Annotated in this window: 23 protein-coding genes; 12 read left to right on the forward strand and 11 right to left on the reverse strand. The window is 67.6% G+C overall.

What is annotated here, in order from left to right:
- Window positions 1–98: 98 nt before the first annotated feature.
- The 5 genes from JF542_RS11530 to JF542_RS11550 all read left to right on the forward strand — a co-directional run bounded on the left by JF542_RS11530 (window position 99) and on the right by JF542_RS11550 (window position 5,095).
- Window positions 99–1,271 carry a M24 family metallopeptidase gene (locus JF542_RS11530; RefSeq protein ID WP_242533716.1) on the forward strand — a complete coding sequence of 391 codons (1,173 nt, stop codon included), beginning with the start codon at window positions 99–101 and terminating at the stop codon, window positions 1,269–1,271.
- 11 nt (window positions 1,272–1,282) lie between these two features.
- Entirely contained in the window at window positions 1,283–3,076 is a 1,794-nt protein-coding gene (locus JF542_RS11535) for a gamma-glutamyltransferase family protein (RefSeq protein ID WP_207075954.1), read from the forward strand.
- A gap of 13 nt (window positions 3,077–3,089) precedes the next feature.
- The gene (locus JF542_RS11540; protein ID WP_207075955.1) at window positions 3,090–3,443 is read left to right on the forward strand and encodes a RidA family protein; all 354 of its coding nucleotides are present in this window, start codon (window positions 3,090–3,092) and stop codon (window positions 3,441–3,443) included.
- Window positions 3,444–3,539: 96 nt separating this feature from the next.
- Complete coding sequence (locus JF542_RS11545) at window positions 3,540–4,616, forward strand: methylglyoxal synthase (RefSeq protein ID WP_207075956.1); 1,077 nt, start codon at window positions 3,540–3,542, stop codon at window positions 4,614–4,616.
- Window positions 4,617–4,750: 134 nt separating this feature from the next.
- The gene (locus JF542_RS11550; protein ID WP_007794135.1) at window positions 4,751–5,095 is read left to right on the forward strand and encodes a cupredoxin domain-containing protein; all 345 of its coding nucleotides are present in this window, start codon (window positions 4,751–4,753) and stop codon (window positions 5,093–5,095) included.
- A gap of 33 nt (window positions 5,096–5,128) precedes the next feature.
- On the opposite strand, the gene JF542_RS11555 is transcribed toward JF542_RS11550, so the two are convergent.
- From JF542_RS11555 to JF542_RS11565, 3 genes are read right to left on the reverse strand one after another with little or no spacing between them, the layout of a single operon-like run.
- Window positions 5,129–5,788 carry an SOS response-associated peptidase gene (locus tag JF542_RS11555; RefSeq protein WP_207075957.1) on the reverse strand — a complete coding sequence of 220 codons (660 nt, stop codon included), beginning with the start codon at window positions 5,786–5,788 and terminating at the stop codon, window positions 5,129–5,131.
- Window positions 5,789–5,802: 14 nt separating this feature from the next.
- Window positions 5,803–6,411, reverse strand: a complete 609-nt coding sequence (locus tag JF542_RS11560; RefSeq protein ID WP_207075958.1) for an enoyl-CoA hydratase/isomerase family protein — start codon at window positions 6,409–6,411, stop codon at window positions 5,803–5,805.
- The gene (locus tag JF542_RS11565; RefSeq protein WP_007794125.1) at window positions 6,408–7,157 is read right to left on the reverse strand and encodes an SDR family oxidoreductase; all 750 of its coding nucleotides are present in this window, start codon (window positions 7,155–7,157) and stop codon (window positions 6,408–6,410) included. Before JF542_RS11565 ends, JF542_RS11560 begins: the two co-directional genes overlap by 4 nt.
- 134 nt (window positions 7,158–7,291) lie before the next feature.
- Between JF542_RS11565 and JF542_RS11570 the strand changes: the two genes are divergently transcribed.
- Window positions 7,292–8,815, forward strand: a complete 1,524-nt coding sequence (locus JF542_RS11570; protein ID WP_207075959.1) for a DUF2125 domain-containing protein — start codon at window positions 7,292–7,294, stop codon at window positions 8,813–8,815.
- A 241-nt stretch (window positions 8,816–9,056) separates the two neighbouring features.
- Here the strand turns inward: JF542_RS11570 and JF542_RS11575 are convergent, their stop codons facing one another.
- Entirely contained in the window at window positions 9,057–10,076 is a 1,020-nt protein-coding gene (locus JF542_RS11575; RefSeq protein ID WP_207075960.1) for an LLM class flavin-dependent oxidoreductase, read from the reverse strand.
- A 204-nt stretch (window positions 10,077–10,280) separates the two neighbouring features.
- A complete protein-coding gene (locus JF542_RS11580) occupies window positions 10,281–11,534 on the reverse strand; it encodes an FAD-dependent monooxygenase (protein WP_207075961.1) in 1,254 nt (417 codons plus the stop codon).
- A 51-nt stretch (window positions 11,535–11,585) separates the two neighbouring features.
- Here JF542_RS11580 and JF542_RS11585 point away from each other — a divergent pair, with 51 nt between their 5' ends.
- Window positions 11,586–12,914 (forward strand): amidase, encoded by a 1,329-nt coding sequence (locus JF542_RS11585; protein ID WP_207075962.1) that lies wholly within the window; start codon window positions 11,586–11,588, stop codon window positions 12,912–12,914.
- A 120-nt stretch (window positions 12,915–13,034) separates the two neighbouring features.
- On the opposite strand, the gene JF542_RS11590 is transcribed toward JF542_RS11585, so the two are convergent.
- Window positions 13,035–13,913 carry a mechanosensitive ion channel family protein gene (locus JF542_RS11590; protein ID WP_007794110.1) on the reverse strand — a complete coding sequence of 293 codons (879 nt, stop codon included), beginning with the start codon at window positions 13,911–13,913 and terminating at the stop codon, window positions 13,035–13,037.
- A gap of 153 nt (window positions 13,914–14,066) precedes the next feature.
- Between JF542_RS11590 and map the strand changes: the two genes are divergently transcribed.
- On the forward strand, window positions 14,067–14,915 hold the full coding sequence (map, locus tag JF542_RS11595; RefSeq protein WP_207075963.1) for a type I methionyl aminopeptidase: 849 nt from the start codon (window positions 14,067–14,069) through the stop codon (window positions 14,913–14,915).
- A gap of 200 nt (window positions 14,916–15,115) precedes the next feature.
- Here the strand turns inward: map and JF542_RS11600 are convergent, their stop codons facing one another.
- The 3 genes from JF542_RS11600 to JF542_RS11610 all read right to left on the reverse strand — a co-directional run bounded on the left by JF542_RS11600 (window position 15,116) and on the right by JF542_RS11610 (window position 17,937).
- A complete protein-coding gene (locus JF542_RS11600; protein ID WP_207075964.1) occupies window positions 15,116–16,084 on the reverse strand; it encodes an MBL fold metallo-hydrolase in 969 nt (322 codons plus the stop codon).
- Between the two features lie 90 nt (window positions 16,085–16,174).
- A complete protein-coding gene (gene rsmD, locus JF542_RS11605) occupies window positions 16,175–16,732 on the reverse strand; it encodes a 16S rRNA (guanine(966)-N(2))-methyltransferase RsmD (protein WP_207075965.1) in 558 nt (185 codons plus the stop codon).
- Window positions 16,729–17,937, reverse strand: coding sequence for an NAD(P)/FAD-dependent oxidoreductase (locus tag JF542_RS11610; RefSeq protein WP_207075966.1), 1,209 nt, complete (start codon window positions 17,935–17,937; stop codon window positions 16,729–16,731). Before JF542_RS11610 ends, rsmD begins: the two co-directional genes overlap by 4 nt.
- An 86-nt stretch (window positions 17,938–18,023) precedes the next feature.
- On the opposite strand from JF542_RS11610, the gene JF542_RS11615 reads away from it, so the two are divergent.
- Window positions 18,024–18,512 (forward strand): peroxiredoxin, encoded by a 489-nt coding sequence (locus tag JF542_RS11615; protein ID WP_207075967.1) that lies wholly within the window; start codon window positions 18,024–18,026, stop codon window positions 18,510–18,512.
- A gap of 18 nt (window positions 18,513–18,530) precedes the next feature.
- Here JF542_RS11615 and JF542_RS11620 read toward each other — a convergent pair whose 3' ends face one another.
- Both JF542_RS11620 and JF542_RS11625 read right to left on the reverse strand, forming a co-directional pair.
- Window positions 18,531–19,133, reverse strand: coding sequence for an MlaC/ttg2D family ABC transporter substrate-binding protein (locus JF542_RS11620; protein ID WP_007794091.1), 603 nt, complete (start codon window positions 19,131–19,133; stop codon window positions 18,531–18,533).
- Complete coding sequence (locus JF542_RS11625) at window positions 19,133–19,885, reverse strand: MlaA family lipoprotein (RefSeq protein WP_040544350.1); 753 nt, start codon at window positions 19,883–19,885, stop codon at window positions 19,133–19,135. The genes JF542_RS11620 and JF542_RS11625 overlap by 1 nt, the downstream gene beginning before the upstream one ends.
- A 199-nt stretch (window positions 19,886–20,084) precedes the next feature.
- On the opposite strand from JF542_RS11625, the gene JF542_RS11630 reads away from it, so the two are divergent.
- The 3 genes from JF542_RS11630 (at window position 20,085) to JF542_RS11640 (ending at window position 23,656) form a co-directional block, all read left to right on the forward strand.
- The gene (locus tag JF542_RS11630; protein WP_007794085.1) at window positions 20,085–21,815 is read left to right on the forward strand and encodes a type I secretion system permease/ATPase; all 1,731 of its coding nucleotides are present in this window, start codon (window positions 20,085–20,087) and stop codon (window positions 21,813–21,815) included.
- Entirely contained in the window at window positions 21,812–23,119 is a 1,308-nt protein-coding gene (locus JF542_RS11635; RefSeq protein ID WP_207075968.1) for an HlyD family type I secretion periplasmic adaptor subunit, read from the forward strand. The genes JF542_RS11630 and JF542_RS11635 overlap by 4 nt, the downstream gene beginning before the upstream one ends.
- Window positions 23,120–23,194: 75 nt before the next feature.
- Entirely contained in the window at window positions 23,195–23,656 is a 462-nt protein-coding gene (locus tag JF542_RS11640; RefSeq protein ID WP_007794080.1) for a RidA family protein, read from the forward strand.
- Window positions 23,657–23,658: the final 2 nt, after the last annotated feature.

Genomic DNA, 23,658 nt, shown 5'->3' on the forward strand with positions numbered 1-23,658 from the left:
CCTCAGGTCGGGCTCATGTGTACAAAAACGAAAAATCGGTCGACATCGTGGCGCTTGCGCGGTTGTCTGGCCGCGCACACCGACAGCCGGAGACGCCGATGAACCTGCTTTTCGACCATGACGAATACCGCGCCCGCGTGGCCCGGACCCAGGCCGCCATGCGGATCCGGGGGATCGACGTGCTGCTGGTCTCGAACCCGGCGAACCAGTTCTACCTCACGGGCTATGACGGCTGGTCGTTCTACACGCCGCAGATGGTGGTGGTCTCGGTCGATGCCGAGGAGCCGTTCTGGTTCGGCCGCAAGATGGACGCGGTGGGGGCCAAGTTCACTGCCTACCTCCGCGAAGAGAACGTCATTCCCTACCCGGACAAATACGTTGGCAGCGATGAGCTGCACCCGATGGACTACCTCGTCGAGCTGCTGAAGGAAAAGGGCTGGGACAAGGGCCGCATCGCCGCTGAGCAGGACGACTACTACTACACTGCCAAGTGGAACCGGATCCTGGTGCAGGGCCTCGGGCAGGGCGAGTTCGACGATGGCTTCCTGGTGGTCAACCGCGTGCGCATGGTGAAATCCCCGCGCGAGCTCGAGTACATGTCGCAGGCCGGGCAGATCGCCACGCTGGCGATGGACAGCGCCCGCCAGCTCTGCAAGCCCGGCGTGCGGCAATGCGACGTGATGGCCGAGCTTTACCGCGTCACCACCTCGGGCACGCCCGAGTTCGGCGGCACCTTTCCCTGCAAGCCGCCCAACGCCATGGTGGGCGAGATCGCCTCGGCCCCGCATCTGAGCTGGACCGATGCGCCGCTCGAGGAAGGCGAGGTCTTCTATATCGAGATGGGCGGCATCCGGCATCGCTACCACGCGCCGCTGTCGCGCTGTGTCTACGTGGGCGACCCGCCCGCCGAGCTGGTGGAGACCACCAAGGTGATCCGCGAGGGGCTCGAGGCGGCGCTCGACGTGGTGAAACCGGGCGTCGAGTGCCAGGAGATGGCGCATGCGTGGGAGGCGGTGATCCGCCGCCACGGCATCGAGAAGGACAGCCGCATCGGCTATCCGGTGGGCATCGGCTTCCCGCCCACATGGGGCGAGCTGACCTGCTCGCTGCGCGCCGGCGACACCACGGTGATGGAGGAGAACATGACCTTCCACTGCATTCCGGCGCTGTGGCTCGAGAAATACGGCCTCGTGGTGAGCGAGACCTTCGCGGTGACCGAGGGCGGGGCGCAGTGCTTCGCCAGCTGCCCGCGCGAACTTCTGACGGCCTGAGGAGGGCAGACATGGCAGGCTTCACGACACGGCCCGAGATCCGCGGCACCTTCGGCATGGTGACCTCGACCCACTGGATCGCCTCGGCGGTCGGCATGGCGATCCTCGAGAAAGGCGGCAACGCCTTTGACGCCGCAGTGGCCACGGGCTTCGTCCTGCAGGTGGTCGAGCCGCATCTCAACGGTCCGGCGGGCGATCTGCCGGTGCTGTTCCACTCGGCGCGCGACGGCAAGCCCGGCGTGCTCTGCGCGCAGGGCGTGGCGCCCGCCGCCGCCAGCATCGAGGCTATGAAGGCGCAGGGCATTGAGGGGCTGATCCCCGGCTCGGGGCTGCTCGCCACCGTGGTGCCCGGCGCCTTCGACGGCTGGCTGCTGCTGCTGCGCGATCACGGCAGCATGGAGCTTTCGGAGGTGCTTGAGCCGGCCATCGGCTACCTTTCCGACGGGCATCCGATGCTGGCCTCGGTGGCCGGGGCCATCGCCGGGCTCGAGCGCTTCTTCGCGGCGCAATGGCCCAGCTCGCACGCGGTCTGGTGCCCGGACGGCACCGCACCCGGGCCGCTGGCGCTGTTCCGCAACCCCGACCTCGCCGCGACCTACCGACGGCTGGTCGAGGCCGCCGAAGGCGACACCCGAGAGGCCCGGATCGACGCCGCCCGCGCCGCGTGGCGCGACGGTTTCGTGGCCGATGCCATCGCCGACTACCTGAGCGATGCGAAGGTGATGGACGTAACCGGCGAACGCCACGGCGCACTGCTCACCCGCGCGGACCTGGCCGGCTGGGAGGCCTCTTACGAGGCCCCGGCGAGCGTCGAGTACCACGGCTGGACGGTCTGCAAGACCGGACCGTGGGGGCAGGGGCCGGTACTGTTGCAGGCGTTGCAGATCCTGAAGAACTTCGACCTCTCGGCGATGGACCCGCTGGGTGAGGAGTTTACCCACACCGTGATCGAGGCGATCAAGCTCGCCTGGGCCGACCGCGAGGCCTATTACGGCGATCCCGATCACTACGATATCCCGTTCGAGACCCTGCTCTCAGACCGCTACGGCCGCGAGCGGGCGGCGCTGATCTCGCAAGACGCTTCGCAGGAGCAGCGCCCGGGGCGCATCCCGGGGCATGAGGCGCTGGCCGACGCCGCCATCGCCCGCGCCGCGCGGCGCATGGACGTGATGGAGGATCCGGCCACCGGCGAGCCGACCATGGCGCACCTGACCGACACCAGGGGCGACACGGTGCATCTCGATATCGTCGATCGCTGGGGCAACATGGTCTCGGCCACGCCCTCGGGCGGCTGGCTGCAGTCGAGCCCGGTTGTGCCGGGGCTGGGCTTCCCGCTCAACAGCCGGGCGCAGATGTTCTGGCTCGACGCGGGTCTGCCCTCCTCGCTGACACCGGGCGCGCGGCCGCGCACCACGCTGACGCCTTCCATTGCCTACGGGCCGAATGGGGAGGTCCTTTCCTTCGGCACGCCCGGCGGCGACCAGCAGGACCAGTGGCAACTGGTCTGGTTCCTGCGCTTCGTGCATCACGGCTTCGACCTGCAGCAGGGCATCGACGCGCCGCTGTTCCACTCGCAGCATTTCCAGGCCTCGTTCTACCCGCGCGAGGCCAAGCCGGGGACGATGATGATCGAGGCCACCATCGGGCCGGTGGTCGTCGAGGCGCTGAAGGCGCGGGGTCATGATGTGGTGGTGGCCGAGCCCAACAGCGTCGGGCGGCTGACCGCCGCGCTGCGCCACGAGGACGGGATGATGCAGGCGGCGGCGACGCCGCGGCTGATGCAGGCCTATGCGATCGGACGCTGAGAGAGGACAAGAGATGAGCGAGATCACCCGCGTGCGCGGCCCCTACAAGGGCCGCAACTCCGGCACCGCCTTCAACGGCATGGGCTGGGCGGTGGCGACCACCCAGCTCGAGACCGACGACGTGCATGACCAGACCGCCAGCACGCTGGCGCGGATCGACGAGATTCTGGCCGAGATGGGAACCGACAAGACCCGCATCCTCAATGCCACGATCTATGTCACCGACATCGCCACCAAGGACGAGATGGACCGCGCCTGGTGCGACTGGATCGGCGACGACCCGCAGCACTGGCCGCAGCGCGCCTGCGTCGAGACCGGGCTGGCGGCCGGCCACCGGGTCGAGATCGTGGTGGTCGCGGCGCTCTGATCCCGCCCGGGGCGGCGGCGGGCGAAAGGCGCTTGGTCCTCGCGGCCGCGCGCCCTACCGTCACCGACAATCCTGCCCATTTGACGGAGCCCTCTCATGGCGTTCGACTTCATCCTGATGCTCACCGAGAACGACCGCACCATCCCCGACGCACGGGCGCGGATCGACGAGGCGCTCGAGGGCGGCGTGCGCCATATCGGCTTCAAGGACGTGGGCCTGCCCTTCTCCGAGCTGAAGGGGCTGGCCGAGGCGATCCGCGCCGCCGGCGGGCGCTCCTATCTCGAGGTGGTGAGCCTCGACGAGGAGAGCGAACTGGCCTCGGCCCGCGCCGCCGTCGATCTCGATGTCGACTGCCTGCTTGGCGGCACCCGGCCGAAGGCGGTGACCACCGTGACCCGCGACCATCCGCTGCGCTACTACCCGTTCTGCGGCAGCATCACCGGTCATCCCAGTGTGCTCGAGGGCCCGGTCGATGCCATTGTCGACTCGGCGAAGCGGCTGGCAGATCTCGAGCATGTGCACGGGCTCGACCTGCTGGCCTACCGCTTCGCCGGAGATGTGCCCGAGCTGATGCAGGCGGTGTGCAGCGCCATCGGCAAGCCGGTGATCATGGCCGGCAGCATCGACAGCGAGGCACGCATCACCGCCGCGGCCGAAGCGGGCGCGGCAGGATTCACCGTGGGCACCGCGGCGCTGGCCGGCGCCTTTCCGGCAGAGGGGCCGGGCTTTGCGGCGCAGGTGCGCGCCATCCTCGGCTTCACCACGCGGGCACGGATGCGCTCGACCGCGCCCCGCCGCATCGCGCTCGCAGCGCATGACACCCGCAAGGCGCATCTGCGGGCCTGGGTGTCGCGCCACGCTGCCGCGCTCGAGGGGCACCGGCTGGTCTGCACCGGCGGCACCGGCCAGATGATTGCAGAGGCCGCGCCACAGCTCAGCCTGCGGCGGTTGCAGCGCGGTTCGCGCGGGGGTGACCAGCAACTCGGCGCGATGATCGCCACCGGCGAGCTCGACGCGGTGATCTTCTTTGCCGATCCCACCGTGCCGCATGGCGGCGAGGCCGACCTGCAGGCCCTCACCCGGCTCGCGGTGCTGCATGACACGCCGCTGGCGCTCGGCCCTTCGGGGGCGGACATGATCGCCACGGCGCTGCTTGCGATGCCCGAGGGCTGACACCCTGCCGCGCCGGAATGGCTGGAATTCCGGTGCCTTGGCCTGAATCGCCAAACTGTTGCCCAAATCTTCGCATAGGTCTGCCGCAAGCCAAGCGGTGGGGGCCGAATTGTGCTGTTTGAAGGAGTGGTATCATGCTGCGCAAATCCGGTTTTCTGGCCCTGACGCTGGGCCTTTTCGCGGCGCCGCTGTCGGCGGAGGAGCACTCGGTCCTGCTGATGGGGCAGGGCTATTTTCCCAGCCAGGTCTATCCGGTGATCGGTGACACCGTGCTGTTCGAGAACAGCTCGATCGTGGCGATGTCTGCCACCGCCTCGGATGGCAGCTGGGATACCGGCGTGCTTCAGCCCGGCGAGAGCTACACCCTAGAGGTGACCGAGGGCATGACCCAGACCTTTGGCGATACCGTGAACGAGGGCAGCATCGCTGCCGGTGTCATCGCCTACGCGCCGACGCAATCCGACGTCGCGCAGAACTGAGATCGCCGCCAATCCTGCACCCGACCGCCGGTCTCAGATCGGCTGAGTGAGTTGCGGGCCGCTGGCGCGGTTCGAGTTCACCTCCCGGTCGACCCGGTGAAAGCGCAGCGTGCCCTCGGGGGCGGGCTGCATCAGCGTGGCCGCGCCGCGCCCGTCCTCACCCAGCCAGAGCGCCCAGTCCGGGGCCGCGAGGATCACCGGCACCCGGTGATGGATCTGTGTCATCTCGCCCGCGGCTGCGGTGGTGACGATGGCGCAGGTGCGCAGCATCTCGCCGTCGCGCTCCCAGTCCTGCCAGATGCCGGCAAAGGCGAGCACATCGCCTTCGGCGGGCTGAATGTACCATGGCAGACGTGTGTCATCCTCGCCCTTGGTCCATTCGTAGAACCCGCTCGCCGGGATCAGGCAGCGACGTTCGCGGCAGGCGGCGCGGAAGGCGGGCTTCTCGGCGATGGTCTCGGCCCGGGCGTTGATCAGCAGCGGCCCGTCACCGGGGGTCTTGTACCAGTGCGGAATGAAGCCCCAGCGCATCGCCGAGAGGCTGCGGGTTCCGTCGCTGCTGCGTACCGTGTGCACGGCGTTGGTCGGGCAGACGTTGAAATTCGGCACCTCCGGCAGATCGTTGCCGGGCACCGCCTCGAAGATCTGCGCCATCGCCTCCTTGGCCAGCGTGATGGCGTAGCGCCCGCACATCGCCCCGGCCCGCCTTAGCGGATCAGCGCCTTGATGGCGCGGGAGTGCTCGGGCGTCTGTCCAAGCGAGTCCGCCGCCAGCGCGCGCGCTTCCGTCATCAGCGCATCGGGCGCGACGATGCGGTCGATCAGCCCCCATTGCAGCGCCTCGTCGGCGGGGATCTTTTGCCCGGCCATCAGGATCATCTTGGCCCGCGACGGCCCCACCAGCGCGGTGAGACGCGCGGGGTCGGAAGGCTGCGGCAGGAAGCCAAGTTTCATCACCGGGTAGAAGAACTTGGCGCCCTCCACGGCGATGCGCAGGTCGCAGGCCAGCGCCATGCCCATGGCACCGCCGGCCAGCGTGCCGTTGAGCGCACAGATGGTTAGCCCCGGCAGCCGCGCGATGGCGCCCGAGAGCCGCTCCCAGAGCGGTGAGGTGGCGAGCCCTGCGCGCGCCGCCTCGAGATCGGCGCCGGCCGAGAACACCTTGCCCACGCCGGTCAGCACCAGCACCTGCGCCTCGCGGGCGGCCTCGGCGATCTCGCAGAGCCGTTCGAGCATCTCGGGGGTGAGCGAGTTCGCCTTGTCGGGGCGGTCGATCACCGCGATCCAGCAGCCGCCATCCTTCTCGAGCGAGATCATGCCACGCCGACCTTCTTGCGGATCTCCTCGTCGCGCAGCGAGATCTCGTCGCCAAGGTAGCCATCGGCCTCGGGTCCGCACATCCACAGAAGGGTCTTGGCGACCCATTCGGGCGGGATGTGATCGGACCAGTCTAGCTGGCTCACCGCGTTGATGCCGCTAGCCTTGATGGTGCGCTGCATCTCGGTCGCCACGGTGCCCGGCGAGAGCGAGATCGCGCGGATGCCGCGGGCGCGGTATTCCGCATCTGTGGCGCGGGTGATCATCAGAGCGCCAGCCTTGGAGGTGCAATAGGCCGACCAACCCTCTAGCGGGTTGTGCGCCGCGCCCGAGCCGATGGTCAGGATCGTACCGCCACCCGAGGCGAGCATGCCCGGCAGTGCCGCACGCATGCCGTGGAACACGCCCTTGAGATTGATGTCGATCAGCGCGCCCCAGCTCTCGGGGTCTGCCTCGGCCAGAGGGGCGATGGGCTCGATCACGCCGGCATTATTTACCACGATGTCGAGCGATCCGAACGCCTTGTGGCAATTTGCCACCGCCTGCTCGACCTCCCAGTAGCGCGAGATTTCGCAGGGGATGGCAACGGCCTTGGGGCCGATCTCGCCGGCCAGTTCGGCGATGGCGTCGCGGCTGCGCGCCACCAGCGCGACATTGGCGCCGGCCTCGGCAAAAGCGCGGGCGGCGGCCGCGCCGATGCCGCGGCTGGCGCCGGTGATCAGGGCGGTTTTCCCTGTCAGATCCATGGGATGCCTCGTGTTTTTCGATTCCACTCATTGGTAAAGGCTGGAATACCCCCGGTCCAGCCTCTTGACCGGACGGACGCCGGTGCCGAAGTAGGCTACATTGATTAGACGATCTCGAACGAAAGGGTTGATCCATGCGTGTCTCCAATCTTGCCGCCGCTGCCGCGAGCGCGGCGCTGCTCGCCGCCCCGCCGGCTTGGGCCGATGTGACACCCGAGCAGGTCTGGGGCGACCTCGAGGCCTATCTCGCCAGCTTCGGCTACGCGGTGACGGCGGAAGAGAGCCGCTCGGGCGACACGCTGACGCTGACCGACATGACCGTGCGCATGTCCTTCCCCGAGGACGAGGGCGAGATGACCGTCATGCTCGAGCAGATGGCGCTGCGCGATCAGGGCGACGGCACCGTGGCGCTTGATCTGCCGACCACGCTGCCGGTGCGGATCAGCATCGCTCCCACCGACGAAGAGACGGTGGACCTGACCCTCGACTACACGCTCGATGGCATGGAGATGATCATCGCGGGCGATCCCGAGGACATGACCTATGTCTACAGCGCCACCTCGATGGCGGTGGTTCTGAGCGAGCTGGTGGTCGATGACGAGACCATCCCGAGCGACAACGCGGCGGCGCAGATCAGCGCGGGCCCGGTGGGTGGCGAAACCCGCATTACCCTTGCCGAGGGCATGCGGTCGATCAGCCAGCAGCTCTCGCTCGGCACCGTGAGCTACGATGTTCTCGGCAGCGATCCCGAGGGGGACGGCGCGGGCATGCTGGCCGGCACGCTGGAAGGGGTCAGCTCGGACAGCACAACCGAGCTGCCCGAGGCCGTGAGTTCCGAGACCATGAACGATCTTCTGCGCGCCGGCATGACGGTCGACGCCACCACGCGCTACACCGCCGGGCAGTCGCGCTTCACGATGACCGAGGATGGCCAGACCACCTCGGGCGAGACCTCGAGCCGGGGCGGCAGCTTCGCGCTCAAGATGTCGCAGGATGCGCTCGACTACGACCTGAGGGCGCTTGGCATGAGTGTCGACCTCACCACGCCGGAGATGCCATTCCCGATCACGGCCCAGATGGACGAGATGCGGCTTGGTCTCATGATGCCGGTCGGCGCCTCCGAAGAGCCGGTCGACGCGGCGGCCAAGCTGACGCTTGCGGGCTTCACCACGTCGGACATGATCTGGTCGATCTTCGACCCGATGGGCATCCTGCCGCGTGACCCTGCGACGGTGGCGATCGATCTTGCCGGCAAGGTGACGCCCTCGGTCGACCTGCTCGATCCTGAACAGATCGAGGCGCTGGACGGGCAGACTCCTCCGGGCGAGCTGAACGCGCTGACGCTGAACAACCTCACCATCGAGGCGGCGGGCGCACAGATCACCGGTGAGGGGGACTTCACCTTCGACAACACCGATCTGCAGAGCTTTGACGGAATGCCGCGGCCCGAGGGCGCCCTGAGCCTGAAACTGAGCGGGGCGAACGGGCTGATCGACAACTTGATCCAGATGGGTCTGGTCAGCGATCAGGACGCGATGGGCGCGCGGATGATGATGAGCATGTTCGCGGTTCCGGGATCCGAGCCCGACACGTTGAACTCGACCATCGAGGTCAACGAACAGGGCCACGTTCTCGCCAACGGCCAGCGCATCAAGTAAGCGACCGCGCTCGAAAGGTCGGGGAGGCCGGTCCGCTTGGCGGGCCGGTCTTTCCTTTTGTTCGGGCTGGCGATGGCGCGGCGTGCAGCACCGCCTTGCACCGCAGCCGCGGACCCGGTCGACCGCCGCCCGCCCCTGTGCTCGACGCCGGCTCTGATGGAGCATTTCCGGGCCAGGTGGAGCTCCCTCCCGCAATCTCCCAAGGGGTCTCGGGATGCGGGAGGAAGGGATGGACGCGGGCTCAGCGCCAGCCGAGCGCCGGGGCGACCTCGGTCAGGATGGTCTCGATCACGTGGGCGTTGTAGTCGACGCCCAGCATGTTCGGCACCGTGAGCAGAAGGGTGTCGGCCTCGGCAATCGCTTCGTCGCCCTTCAGCTGCTCGATGAGCTTGTCCGGTTCGTCTGCATAGCCGCGCCCGAAGATCGAGCGCTGCTGCTCGATGAAGCCCACCTGGTCGGTCTCCTTGCCACCGCGTCCGAAATACATCCGGTCGGTGTCGTTGGTGATGGCAAAGATCGACCGGCTCACCGAGGTGCGTGGCGCGTGCGCGTGCCCGGCTTCTTTCCACGCCGCCTTGTAGGCGCGCAGCTGGTCGGCCTGCTGGACGTGGAACGGCTCTCCGGTCTCGTCATCCTTGAGGGTCGAGCTCTGCAGGTGCATGCCGAGCCTGGCGGCCCATTCCGCCGTGGCGTTCGAGCCGGCGCCCCACCAGATCCGATTGCGCAGACCTTCCGAATGCGGCTCGAGGCGCAGCAGGCCCGGCGGGTTGGGGAACATCGGCCGCGGGTTCGGCTCGGCAAAGCCCTTGCCCTCGAGCAGGTCGAGGAACACCTCCGTGTGGCGCCGCGCCATGTCGGCCGGGCTTTCACCCTCGGCGGGGCGGTAGCCGAAGTATTTCCAGCCGTCGATCACCTGCTCGGGCGAGCCGCGCGAGATGCCGAGCTGCAGCCGCCCGCCGGCGATCAGGTCTGCCGCGCCGGCATCCTCGGCCATGTAGAACGGGTTCTCGTAGCGCATGTCGATCACGCCGGTGCCGATCTCGATCTTCGAGGTACGCGCCCCGACGGCGGCCAGAAGCGGGAAGGGCGAGGCCAACTGCCGGGCGAAGTGGTGGACCCGGAAATAGGCCCCGTCGAGCCCCAGCTCTTCGGCGGCCACGGCCAGCTCGATCGACTGGGTCAGCACGTCGGCTGCGGTCTTTACTTCGCTGCCCTGGGTCGGGGACCAGTGTCCGAAGGACAGAAATCCGATATTCTTCATGGCTACGGCTCCTTGATCCGTCGCAGCAGGCTGCGCCAAGTTGGGGTGGCAGGCTGCACCAAATTGGGGTGGCAGGCTGCGCCAAAGGGGTGGCGGCCTCTGCCGCCCTTGGCAACGAGATAGGAAGTCCGCCGCGCGCGCCGCAAGGGCGCCAAGGGTTCGCCTCGGCGCAGGGGCTGTGCATCGCTGCGCGCGCGGATGTGCTCAGTCGCGCATCAGTTCGGGCAGGTCGCCGGTGATGCCGGCGGCCTCGCGGATGAAGCCCCGGCGCAGTCCGGGCACCGCATTGATCGCCGCCATGCCGAGATCGCGGCCAAAGCGCAGCAGCGCGCTGTCGTTCGAGAACAGCCGGTTGAACAGGTCGGTGGCCGCCGCCAGCGAGGCGGTGTCGAAGCGCCGCCATTGCTGGTAGCGCGCCAGCACCAGTGGCGAGGCGATGTCCTCGCCGCGCCGCTGCGCACGGCTCAGCACATGCGCCAGCGCCGCCACATCGCGCAGCCCGGCGTTCAGGCCCTGGCCGGCGATCGGGTGCATGCCATGCGCCGCATCGCCCACCAACGCCAGCCGCTCGGCGATGAAGCTGTTGGCCAGCGTCAGGTTCAGCGGGTAGACGAAGCGCTTTCCGGCAAGGGAGATTTCTCCGAGGAAGTCGCCGAAACGCGGACGCAGGACCTCGAGATACTGATCGTCAGGCAGGGCGTTGATGGCGCGGGCCTGCGCCTCGGTTTCGCTCCAGACGATGGAGCTGCGGTTGCCCGGAAGCGGCAGGATGGCGAGCGGCCCCGGCGGCATGAAGAACTGGTGCGCGACGCCGTGATGGGGCTTTTCATGCGCGATGGCGCAGACCAGCGCGGTCTGCCCATAGCCCCAGCCGGTGCGCCGAATGCCGGCCCGCGCGGCGGTGCCGCTGCGCCGCCCGTCGGCGCCCACCAGCAGCCGCGCCTGCAGCATCTCGCCGCTGGCCAGCGTCACGCTGATGCCGCCCGGGCCGGGTTCCTGCGCGATCACCGTCTCGCCGGCGCGCTGTTCGACAAGCGGGTTGGCCTCCATCGCGTCAAGCAGGGCGCGGCGCAGGTAGCGATCCTCGACCATCTGGCCCATCGGCCCTTCCTCGATCTCGGCGCTGTCGAAATGCAGCCCGAGGAAGACCTGCGCATCGCCCACGCGCCCGTCGGTCACCTTGATCTCGCGCATCGGCTGGGCGTTGGGCTCCAGCCGCTCCCAAAGCCCGAGATTGTCGAGCATCCGCACCGAGGACAGCGCCAAGGCATAGCCGCGCCCGTCGAAATCCTCCTGCGTGCGCGCCGCCTCGGGCAGGGCGTCGATGACGATGCTCTTCAGCCCGGCCTTCGCCGCCGCCAGCGCCAGGGCGGGGCCGTTCAGCCCGCCGCCCACGATCAGGATGTCGCAATCATGTTCCATGAGCGCAAATATGCGGCCCCGCGCGGGATTGTCCATGCGCTGCGCTGCCGCTACCAATGCCGCAACGGCAAAAAACGAGGTACGGCGATGAGCGATCTGACAGGCATGAGCGCAGCTGCGCTGGGGCAGGGCATCGGTAAGGGCGAGATCGACCCGGTGGCACTCACCCAGGCCTTTCTCGACAAGATCGCCGCGCACCCGCTGGAGGACCGGATCTATGCCCGCCTGACGCCCGAGCGGGCGCTGGCCGAGGCCCATGCCGCCCGCCACCGCGCCGAACTGAAGCAGCGCCGCTCGCCGCTCGACGGGGTGCCGGTGAGCTGGAAGGACCTCTTCGACACCGCGGGCATCGCCACCGAGGCCGGCTCGAAGCTGCTCGAGGGCAGGGTGCCCGCGCGCGACGCGGCCGTGCTCGAGGTGGCGACCGCGATGGGGCTGGTCTGCCTCGGCAAGACCCACATGTCGGAACTGGCCTTCTCGGGCCTCGGCCTCAACCCGATGACCGCGACCGCGCCTTGCGTGAACGATCCCGAGGCCGTGGCCGGCGGGTCCTCCTCCGGCGCCGCGGCGTCGGTGGCCTTTGGGCTGGCGGCGGCCGCCATCGGCTCGGACACCGGCGGGTCGGTGCGTATCCCGTCGTGCTGGAACGATCTGGTGGGGCTCAAGACCACCTCGGGCCGGATCTCGCTGCAAGGCGTGGTGCCGCTGGCGGTGAAGTTTGACACCATCGGTCCGCTCTGCCGGACGGTCGAGGATGCCGCACTGACCTTTGCCGCGCTCGAGGGCCGTGACGCCCCAGATCTGCGCGGCGCCTCGCTCGAGGGCCGGCGCTTCGCCCGGCTCACGACCATCGTCCTCGACGACATGAGCCCCGAGCCGGCCGCCGCGCATGAGGCGGCCCTCGAGACGCTTGCCGCCGCCGGCGCCGAGATCGTCGATCTCGACGTGCCCGAGATCGCCATCCCGATGCAGGATGCGGGCATTCTCTACACCACCGAGGCCTGGGCCGCCTGGGGCGAGGCCATCGAGGCGGCGCCCGACAAGATGTTCGCGCCCATCCGCGAGCGGTTCGAGGGCGGCAAGCCGGTCACCGGCGCCGCCTATCTGCGTGCGCTCGACCGCATGGAGGCCGCCCGCGCCGCCTATGCCCGCGCCACCGCCGGCTTCGACGCAGTGCTCTGCCCGACCGCGCCGATCCTGCCGCCGAACATCGACAAGCTGATGGAGCAGGGCGAGTATTACGTCACCGCCAACCTTCTGGCGCTGCGCAACACCCGCGTCGGCAATGTCATGGGCGGCTGCGCCCTCACCTTGCCCACCGGCACCCCCTCCTGTGGCCTGTCGCTGATGGCCCCGCCGATGCAGGAAGACCGCCTTCTGCGCCTCGGCATCGCCGCCGAGCGCGCCCTGGCCTGACGCCACCCGCCAGCAAATCGCGCCCGGCTCTTCTCTGGTTGCAAAATACCTCGGGGGAGGAGCGGCGCAGCCGCGACGGGGGCAGCGCCCCCGCCGTCCCCTCCGCAAGAGCGCCGGGTGTTACTCCGCGGCGATCGCACCGTTGTCGTCGCGCTCGACCACGAGCGTGCGGGTGGGGAAGGGAATATCGACCCCATGCTGGTCGAGCGCTTCCTTGACCTTGCGTGTCATGTCGGCCTGGTACTGGAAGAAATCGGCGCTATCTACCCAGACCCGGACCAGGAAATCCACCGAGCTGTCGCCGAGCGCGTTGACCTGGATGAACGGCTCGGGATCGGACTTGGAGCGCTCGTCGGCCATGATGGTGCTCAGGATCACCTCTTCGGCGGTCTTGAGGTTGGCGCCGTAGCCGACCCCGAAGGTCCATTCGGCGCGACGGGTGCTGTAAACCGAGAAATTCTCGATCACGTTGCCCCAGACCGAGGCGTTGGGCACGATCACCTGCGTGTTGCTGAGCGAGGCCAGCTCGGTGGTGTTGAGGGTGATGTCCTTGACGGTGCCCATCTCGCCGGCCACCTCGATGAAATCGCCCAGCTTGAAGGGGCGGAACACGATGATCATGACCCCGGCGGCGACGTTCGACAGCGTGCCCTGCAACGCCAGGCCGACGGCAAGACCGGCAGCGCCGAGCGCGGCGATGATCGAGGTGGTCTGGATGCCGAGATTGTTCATCACGATCAGGCCGGTGAAGATCAGCACGAGATAGCGCGCGATCTGGCCGAGAAAGGCGAAGAGCGTGTCGTCGAGCCGCGGGCTGCGTTTCGAGATCGCGATCACCCGGCGCCGCACCCAGCCGGCGATGATGAAGCCGATGATCAGGATCAGCAGGCCGGTGACCACGTTGCCGAGGATCCCGGCGAGGAAATCCAGCGTCAGCACGTCTGACAGGGAGGTGCCGTTGTAGATCTCGGTATTCATGATGTCATTGATCGGTTCCATGGTCCCTCGCGCATTTTTTCTGCAATATGACATCGTTCCTGACGCCCGCACGGGCAACACGCAAGAGGCGAGCGCGGTTCCGGCCGTCCCCTCTGGCAAAGCGGTGCGCGAGGGTTTAAGTAACGGACTCGAATTCACACGGAGCGCGCAGCCTTGAGACATGACACCGGCGGCCGCCTCACCCGGGACGGCATCCGCATTCACGACCCCGAAGATTTCGCCGGCATGCACGCCGCCGGCGCCGTCGCCGCGAAGATCCTCGACGACGTGGCGCCACATGTGCGCCCGGGCCAGACCACGGGCGGGCTCGAAGAGGTGATCCGCGCCGCGGTCGAGGCCTCCGGCTCGACATCGGCCACGATCGGCTACCGGGGCTACCAGCACGCCAGCTGCATCTCGGTCAACCACGTGGTCTGCCACGGCATTCCGGGCAGCAAGATCCCCAAGTGGAAGAACGACAGCCACGCCCGCAACGATGATACCCTGCTCGACGGGGACATCCTGAACATCGACGTGACGGTGATCGTCGATGGCTGGTACGGCGACACCAGCCGCATGTACGTGGCCGGCGAGCCCAAGCCCTACGCCCAGCGGCTGATACAGGTCACGCACGATGCGCTGATGATCGGCATCGAGCAGGTCAAGCCCGGCAACACCTTCGGCGACATCGGTCACGCCATCCAGAGCTACGTTGAGGGCCATCGCATGTCGGTGGTGCGCGACTTCTGCGGCCACGGCCTTGGCCGGGTGTTCCATGCGCCTCCCAACGTCCTGCATTACGGCCGCGCCGGGAGCGGCCCGCAGCTTGAGGAAGGCATGTTCTTCACCATCGAACCGATGGTCAATCTCGGTCGCCCCGAGACCAAGGTGCTCAAGGACGAGTGGACCGCGATCACCCGCGACAAGTCGCTCTCGGCACAGTTCGAGCATTCGGTCGGCGTGACCGCGGACGGGGTCGAGATCTTCACCCTCTCTCCCGGGGGCAAGTTTCACCCCACCTGAGAGGGATTGCGGGCCGCGTGCGGCCCGCCCGAAGAGGGGGGCGCTGCCCCCTCTTGGCCTGCGGCCAATTCACCCCCGAGGTATTTTGAAACCAGAGAAGCCAGGAGCGTTGCGCCTTTGGCTTCTCTTCGTCAGAAATACTCCCGCCGGAGGCAGGCCGTCCGGGGCCGCAGCCGCAGGTCAGCGGCAAGGGCGCGGGGTTAACTCCACTTCCACAGCGCTGGCACGAAGCGGTAGGCGTCTCCTTCACGCATGACGTGGCCGACACCGGGGAAGGGGAAGTGGTATCCAAGTACCGCCATGCGATCCGCCACCGCCATGTCGAGCAGGCGCTTGCGGGTTGTCACGGTGACGTCGCCATCCATGTCGAAGCTGTTGTACCACTCCGGGTGGGCGAAGTTGGTGTAGGCGTGGCTCATGGCGTCGCCGGTGGCGAGCAGCTGCTGGCCATTCGACTCGACGATCAGGCTCATGTGGCCCGGCGTGTGGCCTGGCGTGTCGAGGACGCGCAGGCCGGGCACGATCTCCTGTCCGTCGCTCATCAGGTCCCACTCGGCGCCGTCGACCCGGATCGAGTTCTGCGCCCCGACGACGAATTGCTGCATCTCTGCCGGGACCTGGCTTGCGAGCCCGTCCTGCATCCAGAAATCATGCTCCGCTTTACCAAGGAAATAGGCTGCGTCGGGCAGGATCGCCTCGTCGAAATCGTCGCGGATGCCCCAGATGTGGTCCGGATGGGCGTGGGTGATCACCACGTGGGTGATGGTCGAGGGATCGATCCCGGCGGCGTCGAGATTGGCCATCAGCCGGCCCGCGGTGTCGAGGAAGCGGTTGCCGGAGCCCACGTCGACCAGCACCGTGGCCTCGCCGATCTCGACCAGCAGGTGATTGGTGTGGGAGTAGTTGGTCTCGGGCGACAGGAAATGCCGCTCGAGGAAGGCCTTCACCTCCTCGGGATCGGCATTCACCCCGAGGCCGTCGGCGGGCAGTTGCAGCGAGCCGTCCGAGATTACGGTGATCTTTGCCTCGCCCAAGGTGAAGGCGAAATGCGTCGGGTTGCCGGTGGCCGGCGAGCCGAGCTCGGCGCGGGTCACGGCGGGCAGGGTCAGCGCCGGGGCCGCGGCGGCCATGGCAAGGATGTCCCGCCGGCTGGGTTTGAAGAGCGTCATGCGGAGCCTCCCTCTCGTCGCACGAATATACATATGCGAATAAGATACAGGATGCAGGCCCGATTGCCAGCCTTGAAGGACGCGCGTCACTCAGGTGGTGCGCAGAACCGTCACGTGGGTGTCGCCGTAGCGGCGGGTGTCGAGGAGAGCGAAGCCCTCCGGCGCGGTTTGCGGCGCGCTTTCCTCCCAGACGATCAGCGCTTCCGGCGCGATCCAGCCGCCGTCCCGGGCGGCGTGCAGAGCGCGGGTGCCCAGATCCTTGCCGTAGGGCGGATCGAGGAAGACGAGATCGCAGGCCGCCTCTGCCTTGGGCAGGCGGGTGGCGTCGCGGGCGATCAGGGCCGCCCGATCGCCGCAGCCCAGCAGGCGGATGTTGTCGCGCAGCAGCGACTGCGCCTTGCGCCCGTCATCGACGAAGGTGCAGGCCTCGGCCCCGCGCGACAGCGCTTCGAGACCAAGTGCCCCGGTGCCCGCGAAGAGATCGAGAACGCGCGCGCCGTCGAAGGGCTCTCCGAAGCGGCCCCCGCCCAGCATGTTGAACAGGCTCTCGCGCACGCGGTCGGTGGTCGGGCGCAAATGCGCCCGGGGATCGCCCTTGCCGACCGAGGTGAGCGCCCGTCCGCGCCAGTCTCCGGCGATGATCCTCACGCTTTCAACAGCGCCTTGAGGTCGGTCTCGGGGTCGGACACCGCCTCCGGCTCGGGCGATTTCCCGGCCTCGATCAGGCGCTTGCCGACCATGTAGGCGCGCGGGTCGTTCATCGCGTCGAGCGCCAGTAGCGTGGCGCCCGCGTAGTACCAGTGCGAGACCGCATCGCCCGTCTTGCGCACCACCACCCTGTCGTAGCCTGCGTTGAGACCGGCGATCTGCAGCTTCACGTCGTACTGATCCGACCAGAACCATGGCTTGGCCTCGTAGGCGCGGCCCACACCCATGATGTTATCGGCCACCGCCTCGGCCTGGTCGATGGCGTTGCCGACGCTCTCGAGCCGGATCTGGTCGCCGCGATAGGGGAAGGAGGCGCAGTCGCCGGCGGCCCAGACATTGGGCGCCGAGGTACGACCGGTCTCATCGGTGCGGATGCCGTTCTCGATGTCGATGCCGGCGGCCTCGGCCAGTTCGAGCGCCGGCAGGATGCCGACGCCGGCAATGACGAAATCGACTTCGAGCGTGGTACCGTCGGTGAGCTCGGCGGCGGAGACCTTGCCGTCCTCGCCGGTGAGCTTGCCGAGGCCGACGCCTTCGCGGATATCGACGCTCTTGGCCGTGTGCAGCTTGCGGAAATAGTCGGCGGTCTCAGGTGCCGCGACCCGCTGCAGGATGCGCTCGGCCATCTCGACCAGCGTGACCTTGAGGCCGAGCTTGGCGGCCACCGCCGCTGCCTCGAGCCCGATATAGCCGCCGCCGACGATCAGCACGCTTGCACCTTGGGTGAAGCGCGGCTTCATGGCGTCGACATCTGCGATGCCACGGACGCAGAACACGCCGTCGAGATCGCCGCCGATGGCGGCCGGCAGGCGGCGCGGATGCGAGCCGGTGCAGAACACGAGATCATCGTAGGAGATCTTGCGCCCGTCGGCGATGATTGCCTTGCCTTCGGTGTCGACGGCGGTCACCGGCGCGTTCAGCACCAGTTCGATGTCCTGCTCGTCGTAATAGGCGCGGGGGCGGAGGAAGAGACGCTCCTCCTCCATATCGCCCAGCAGGTAGGCCTTGGACAGCGGCGGGCGCTGGTAGGGCGGCACCGGCTCGGCGCCGATCAGGGTGATCCCGCCCTCGAAGCCCTTCGAGCGCAGCCGCGCCACCAGCGAGGCGCCGGCCTGGCCGCCCCCGATCACCACCACATTGCCCATCAGCCTGTTCCCGTTTTTGCGTTTGCCTATTCGGGCGCAGCCTATATCCCTGAAGCTGGAAAACGCAATCAAGGGAGACGCGCGACATGGCCATATCCAAAGGCGATACCCTGCCCGGCGCAACGCTGGTGCAGTTCGGCGAAAACGGACCGGAAGCGGTCGAGCTGGGCGAGAAGCTCAAGGGCCGCAAGGTGGTGATCTTCGCGGTGCCCGGTGCCTTCACCCCGACCTGCCACTCGGCGCATGTGCCGAGCTTCATCCGCACCAAGGACGGCTTCGCCGAAAAGGGCGTCGACGAGATTATCTGCGTCTCGGTCAACGACCCCTTCGTTATGAAGGCCTGGGGCGAGACGACCGGCGCCACCGAGGCCGGGATCACCATGCTGGGTGACCCGGAGAGCGCCTTCACCAAGGCCATCGGCATGGACTTCACCGCGCCGCCCGCGGGCCTGATCGCGCGCTCGAAGCGCTACGCGATGCTGGTCGAGGACGGCACCGTCACGCTGCTGCACGCCGAGGCAAGCCCTGGCGAGTGCGAGATTTCCGCCGGCGAGGGGCTTCTCGAGGCGATGTGATGCTGCTTGGCGCGCCGGTCAGCCGGCGCGCCTGAGGTCGGCGATCATCGCATCGATGTCGCCGCGGCGGCGGTCGAGCATGGCGCCGATCTCGGTCCGCTCGGTGAGCAGCATGTTCACGCCCTCTACATACATGTTGTAAAAGCGCCCGGACTTCTCGCCGACGAAGAAGGTCACGTCGAAGGGCGATTGCCCGCGCAGCAGCGCCGTGGTCGAGACCTGGTAGGCGTTCTTGACCTTGCGGCTGCCCTCGATCTCGAGCTGGCCGCCGATGAACTTGCGGAATTGCTTGCCGTATTTGCGGCTGACATAGCCCGCGAAGGCGTTGGTGAAGGCCTTCTTCTGCGCCGGGGAGGCGCGGCGGCCGTCGGCCCCCATCGCGTAGGCCGCGATGTAGGGCATGTCGCCATAGGTTCGGAAGATGCGTTCGAAATCGGCGATCATCGCGGTTTCGGATTTGCCCGAGTCGATCACCCGGTTGATATCGACGAGCATGCGTTCGACCAGATCCGCGGCCTGTGCGCTGCTGACGGCCAGTGCTGCGCCTGGGAACAGCGCGCAGAGCGCCGCCGCGGCGCCGCTCGCGACGAGATCCCTGCGGGTCAGAAAGTGCCGGGTCATCAAAATCCCTCCGTGTCCAGTGCTTCGGGGTCGATATAGTCCGCCGCGCCGGTCTCGGTATCTCCGATCTGGTAGCGGCGGTAGGCGAGATAGCTGTTGCGGGTCTGGGCGTAGCTGTCGGCGCTGTCGTACAGCAGCGTGTCGAGCGTGTCTCCATAGGCCACCCGGTCGGCCACCTTGCCCGCGGCACGGATGCCCACCGAATAGTAGCGCTCGGGATCGGGCAGGTTGAAATAGCCAAGCGGGTTCAGGGCGACATCGACGACCTTGCCGACCGCCTCGCGCTCGGTCGCGGGGCCGATGAGCGGCAGCTCGATATAGGCGCCCTCCGGGAAGCCCCAGACATGCAACGTCTCGCCGAAATCGCTCTTGTCCTCGGGCAGACCGATCCGGCCTGCGACGTCGAACAGCCCGGCGAGACCGACTGTGGCGTTCACCCCGAAGCGCAGGGTGTTGCGCGTGGCGCGACCGAGACGGGCCTGCAGCAGCTGGTTCACCACGGTTTGCGGCAGGCGCAACGTGTCGGCCACGTTCGAGACGCCCTCGAGCACCGGCGCGGGAATGGCGCTGGCGCCGCCCTCACCTCCGCCGCCAAGTGCGGAATCAACGCGCTTGTTGAAGGCGTGAACACGGCGGTTGCCGGCTTCCTGTGGGTCGAAGATGCCATCTGGCGCATCGCCCGGCCCCGGAACGGCGCAGGCCGTGAGAAACAATACTGCGATGACCGGAGGGAGTGTCTTCAGTGTCGGCATGCCGCACTCACCCGAAATTAAAGTGCATTGGAAATTTCCGTCCTTGCTATAGAAGGAACCATAATTGCAGATTGAGCCGGCGTCACAAGCAAGCGGCGCTCAGGGAATTGCCCTGTGTCGGATCGGCGACAGGATGATCATTAAGACTTCTCCGCGTACACTGCGGTAAACAATACGACTGAGGGAGAGCGCATTTCAGATGATACCGCGTTCGAAAGAGGCCGGACGCGACGAGCTGATCGCCGCGCGACGCCAGAGCAGACCTTACTACTGGTTCGTGGCAATCTTCAGCTTCTTCGTGAACCTGCTGATGCTGACTGGCCCGCTTTACATGCTGCAGGTCTACGACCGCGTGCTGGGATCGCGCTCGATTGCCACGCTGATCGCGCTGTCGGGGCTCGTGGTGTTTCTCTACGGCATGATGGGCATCCTCGATTATGCCCGCGGGCGCGTCATGGCGCGGGTTGCCGCGCGTTTTCAGGCGGCGATGGACGTGCGCGTCTTCGACGCGGTGATGCGCCGCGCCGCGGTGAAGCCGGATGAACTGTCCGCCACCGGCCTCAAGGATCTCGAGTCGATCCAGCGGCTGATGTCCTCGCCGGTCCTGATGGCCTTCTTCGACATGCCGTGGACCCCGTTCTTCATCGCCGGCATCTTCGTGTTCCATCCCTGGCTCGGCTATCTCGCGCTGACCGGGGGCGTGATCCTCATCTTCGTGACCGTGCTGAACCAGACCTTCAGCCGCGCACCTACGCTGAAATCGAACCATGCGCTGCTGGTTGCCGAGCGCAACTCGGACGAGATCCGCAACGAGGCCGAGATGGTGCAGTCCCTCGGGATGCGCGAGGATGCGTTCCGGCGCTGGAACACCGCGCGCTCGGACGCGCTGCGCGGCCAGATCGGCACCACCGACATCATCGGCACCTTCACCGTCGCGACCAAGACCTTCCGCCTGTTCCTGCAGTCGGCGATGCTCGGGCTCGGCGCCTATCTCGTGCTGCAGGGCGAATTGACGCCCGGTGCGATGATCGCGGGCTCGATCCTGATGGGGCGCGCCCTCGCGCCGATCGAGCTTGCCATCGGCCAGTGGCCCGCGGTGACCCGCGCCCGCAAGGGCTGGGACAGCCTGGCCCAGCTGCTGACCGAAGAGCCCCCCGAAGCGCCGCGCCTGCCGCTGCCCAAGCCGCAGGCGCGGCTCGAGGTTACGCAGCTGACCATCGTGCCGCCGGGCGAGCATCAGGCCTCGCTGCGGCTGGTGAGCTTTGATCTTGAACCCGGGCATGCGCTTGGCGTGATCGGCTCGTCCGGGGCCGGCAAGTCGACGCTGGCGCGCGCCCTCACCGGCACCTGGAAGCCCGCCGGCGGCAAGATCCGTCTCGATGGGGCCGCGCTCGACCAGTACGGCCAGTCGCTGGGCGAGCATATCGGCTACCTGCCGCAGCGCGTGACGCTGTTCAACGGCACCATCGCCGAAAATATCGCCCGCCTGTCGCACACGCCCGACCCGTCCAAGATCGTCGAGGCCGCCAAGAAGGCCGACGCCCACGAGATGATCCTCAAGATGCCGCAGGGCTACGACACCAAGGTGTCGTCCACGGGCGGCCGTCTCTCGGGCGGGCAGATGCAGCGAATCGGGCTGGCCCGCGCGATGTACGGCGACCCGGTGCTGCTGGTACTCGACGAGCCCAACTCGAACCTCGACAACGAGGGCTCCGAGGCGGTGAACCAGGCGATCCGCAAGATGAAGGACGAGGGCAAGACGGTGATCATCATGGCGCACCGTCCCTCGGCGATCCGCGAATGTGATATGCTGCTGATGCTCGAGCATGGCACCCGTGCGGCCTTTGGCTCGAAAGAGGAAGTGCTGCGCTCGCGGGTCAAGAACCACGAGCAGATTGCCACGGCCGCAGGGCCGGGAGGTGTGAGATGAACGACGACTCAAAGGGCTTTTCGCTGCGCACGCCGATGACCTTCGGCCTGGCGGCGCTGCTGATCCTCGTGGTCGGCTTCGGCACCTGGGCGGCGACCACCGAGATCTCGGGCGCGATCATCGCCGGGGGGCAGATCCAGGTCGATCAGAACCGGCAGGTGGTCCAGCATGCCGACGGTGGCATCGTCGAGGAGATCCTCGTGGAGGAGGGCGACACCGTCGAGGCGGGCGAGGTGATGATCCGGCTCGATCCGACGCTGCTGCGCTCGGAACTGACCATTGTCGAAGGGCAGTATTTCGAACTGCTGGCGCGGCGCTCGCGGCTCGAGGCCGAGCGTGATGGCGGCGAAGAGATCGTCTTCCCCGAAATTCTCCTCACCCATGCCGAGACCGATGACGAGGTGGCAGAACTGATCAGCGGCCAGCGCAACCTGTTCTTCGCTCGCCGGGCCTCGATGGACCGCGAGGTCGAGCAGCTCAACAAGCGCAGCGATCAGATCGGCAACCAGATCGAGGGGGTCGAGGCGCAGGTCGAGGCGCTCGCGGCGCAGCTGTCCTTCGTCGACGAAGAGCTCGAAAGCCAGAGGTCGCTTCTCGCACGCGGGCTGGCGCAGGCCAGCCGGGTGCTGTCGCTGCAACGCGAGGCGGCGCGTCTTGCCGGCGAACGCGGCGAGCTGGTGTCCACCATGGCGCAGGCCGAGGGCGAGATTACCGAGATCGAGATCGAGATCATCAAGCTCGACACCGCCCGCCGGGAAGAGGCGATCACCACCCTGCGCGACATGCAGTATCGCAGCCGCGAACTGGCCGAACAGCGGCTGGCGCTGCTCGAGCAGCTCAAGCGGCTCGAGATTACCGCCCCGGTTGCGGGGGTGGTCTATGGCATGACCGTGTTTGCACCACGCTCGGTGATCCGGGCCGCGGACCCGGTGCTGTATCTCGTGCCACAGGACCGTCCGCTGGTGATCGCGGCGCAGATCGAGCCGATTCACATCGACCAGACCCATGTGGGGCAGGAGGTGACGCTGCGGTTCTCGGCGCTCGACCAGCGCACCACGCCGGAGCTGTTCGGCACGGTGACGCAGATCTCGGCCGACGCCTTCACCAACGAGGAGACCTCGGTGAGCTACTACCGCGCCGAGATCATCCTCAACGAGGGCGAGGCCGAGAAGCTGCCCGAGGGCAGCACGCTGATCCCGGGGATGCCGGTGGAGGCTTTCCTGCGCACCGCCGACAGGACGCCTCTGGCCTATCTCGTGAAGCCCTTCACCGACTACTTCTCGAAGGCCTTCCGCGAAAGCTGATCCACCGCTCAGGCGGCTATTTCCATTGCGGCGCGGGGCGGATAGCCTCGCGCCGACTCACATCCGGAGGTTCCCATGAGCGATATCGATGCCCGCCTGAACGAGCTTGGCCTGACCCTGCCCGAGGCGCCGGCCCCCGCCGCCAATTACGTGCCGTTCGTGCAGACCGGCAATCTCGTCTTTGTCTCGGGCCAGATCAGCCAGGGCCCCGACGGATTGATCCTCGGCAAGCTCGGCGCCGACATGGAGACCGAGGCCGGCGCCAAGGCCGCGGCGACCTGTGCCCTTGGCCTTCTGGCGCAGGTCAAGGCGGCCTGCGGGGGCGATCTGTCCAAGCTCAAGCGCGTGGTGAAGCTCACCGGCTTCGTCAATTCCACCCTCGAGTTCACCGAGCAGCCCAAGGTGATCAACGGCGCCTCCGACCTGCTGGTCGAAGTGCTGGGCGATGCCGGGCGTCACTCGCGCTCGGCGGTCTCTGCCGCGTCGCTGCCGCTGGGCGTCGCGGTCGAGATCGAAGGCATCTTCGAGATCGCCTGAGC

The sequence above is a fragment of the Salipiger bermudensis genome, assembly GCF_017309175.1.
Lineage (GTDB): Bacteria > Pseudomonadota > Alphaproteobacteria > Rhodobacterales > Rhodobacteraceae > Salipiger > Salipiger bermudensis.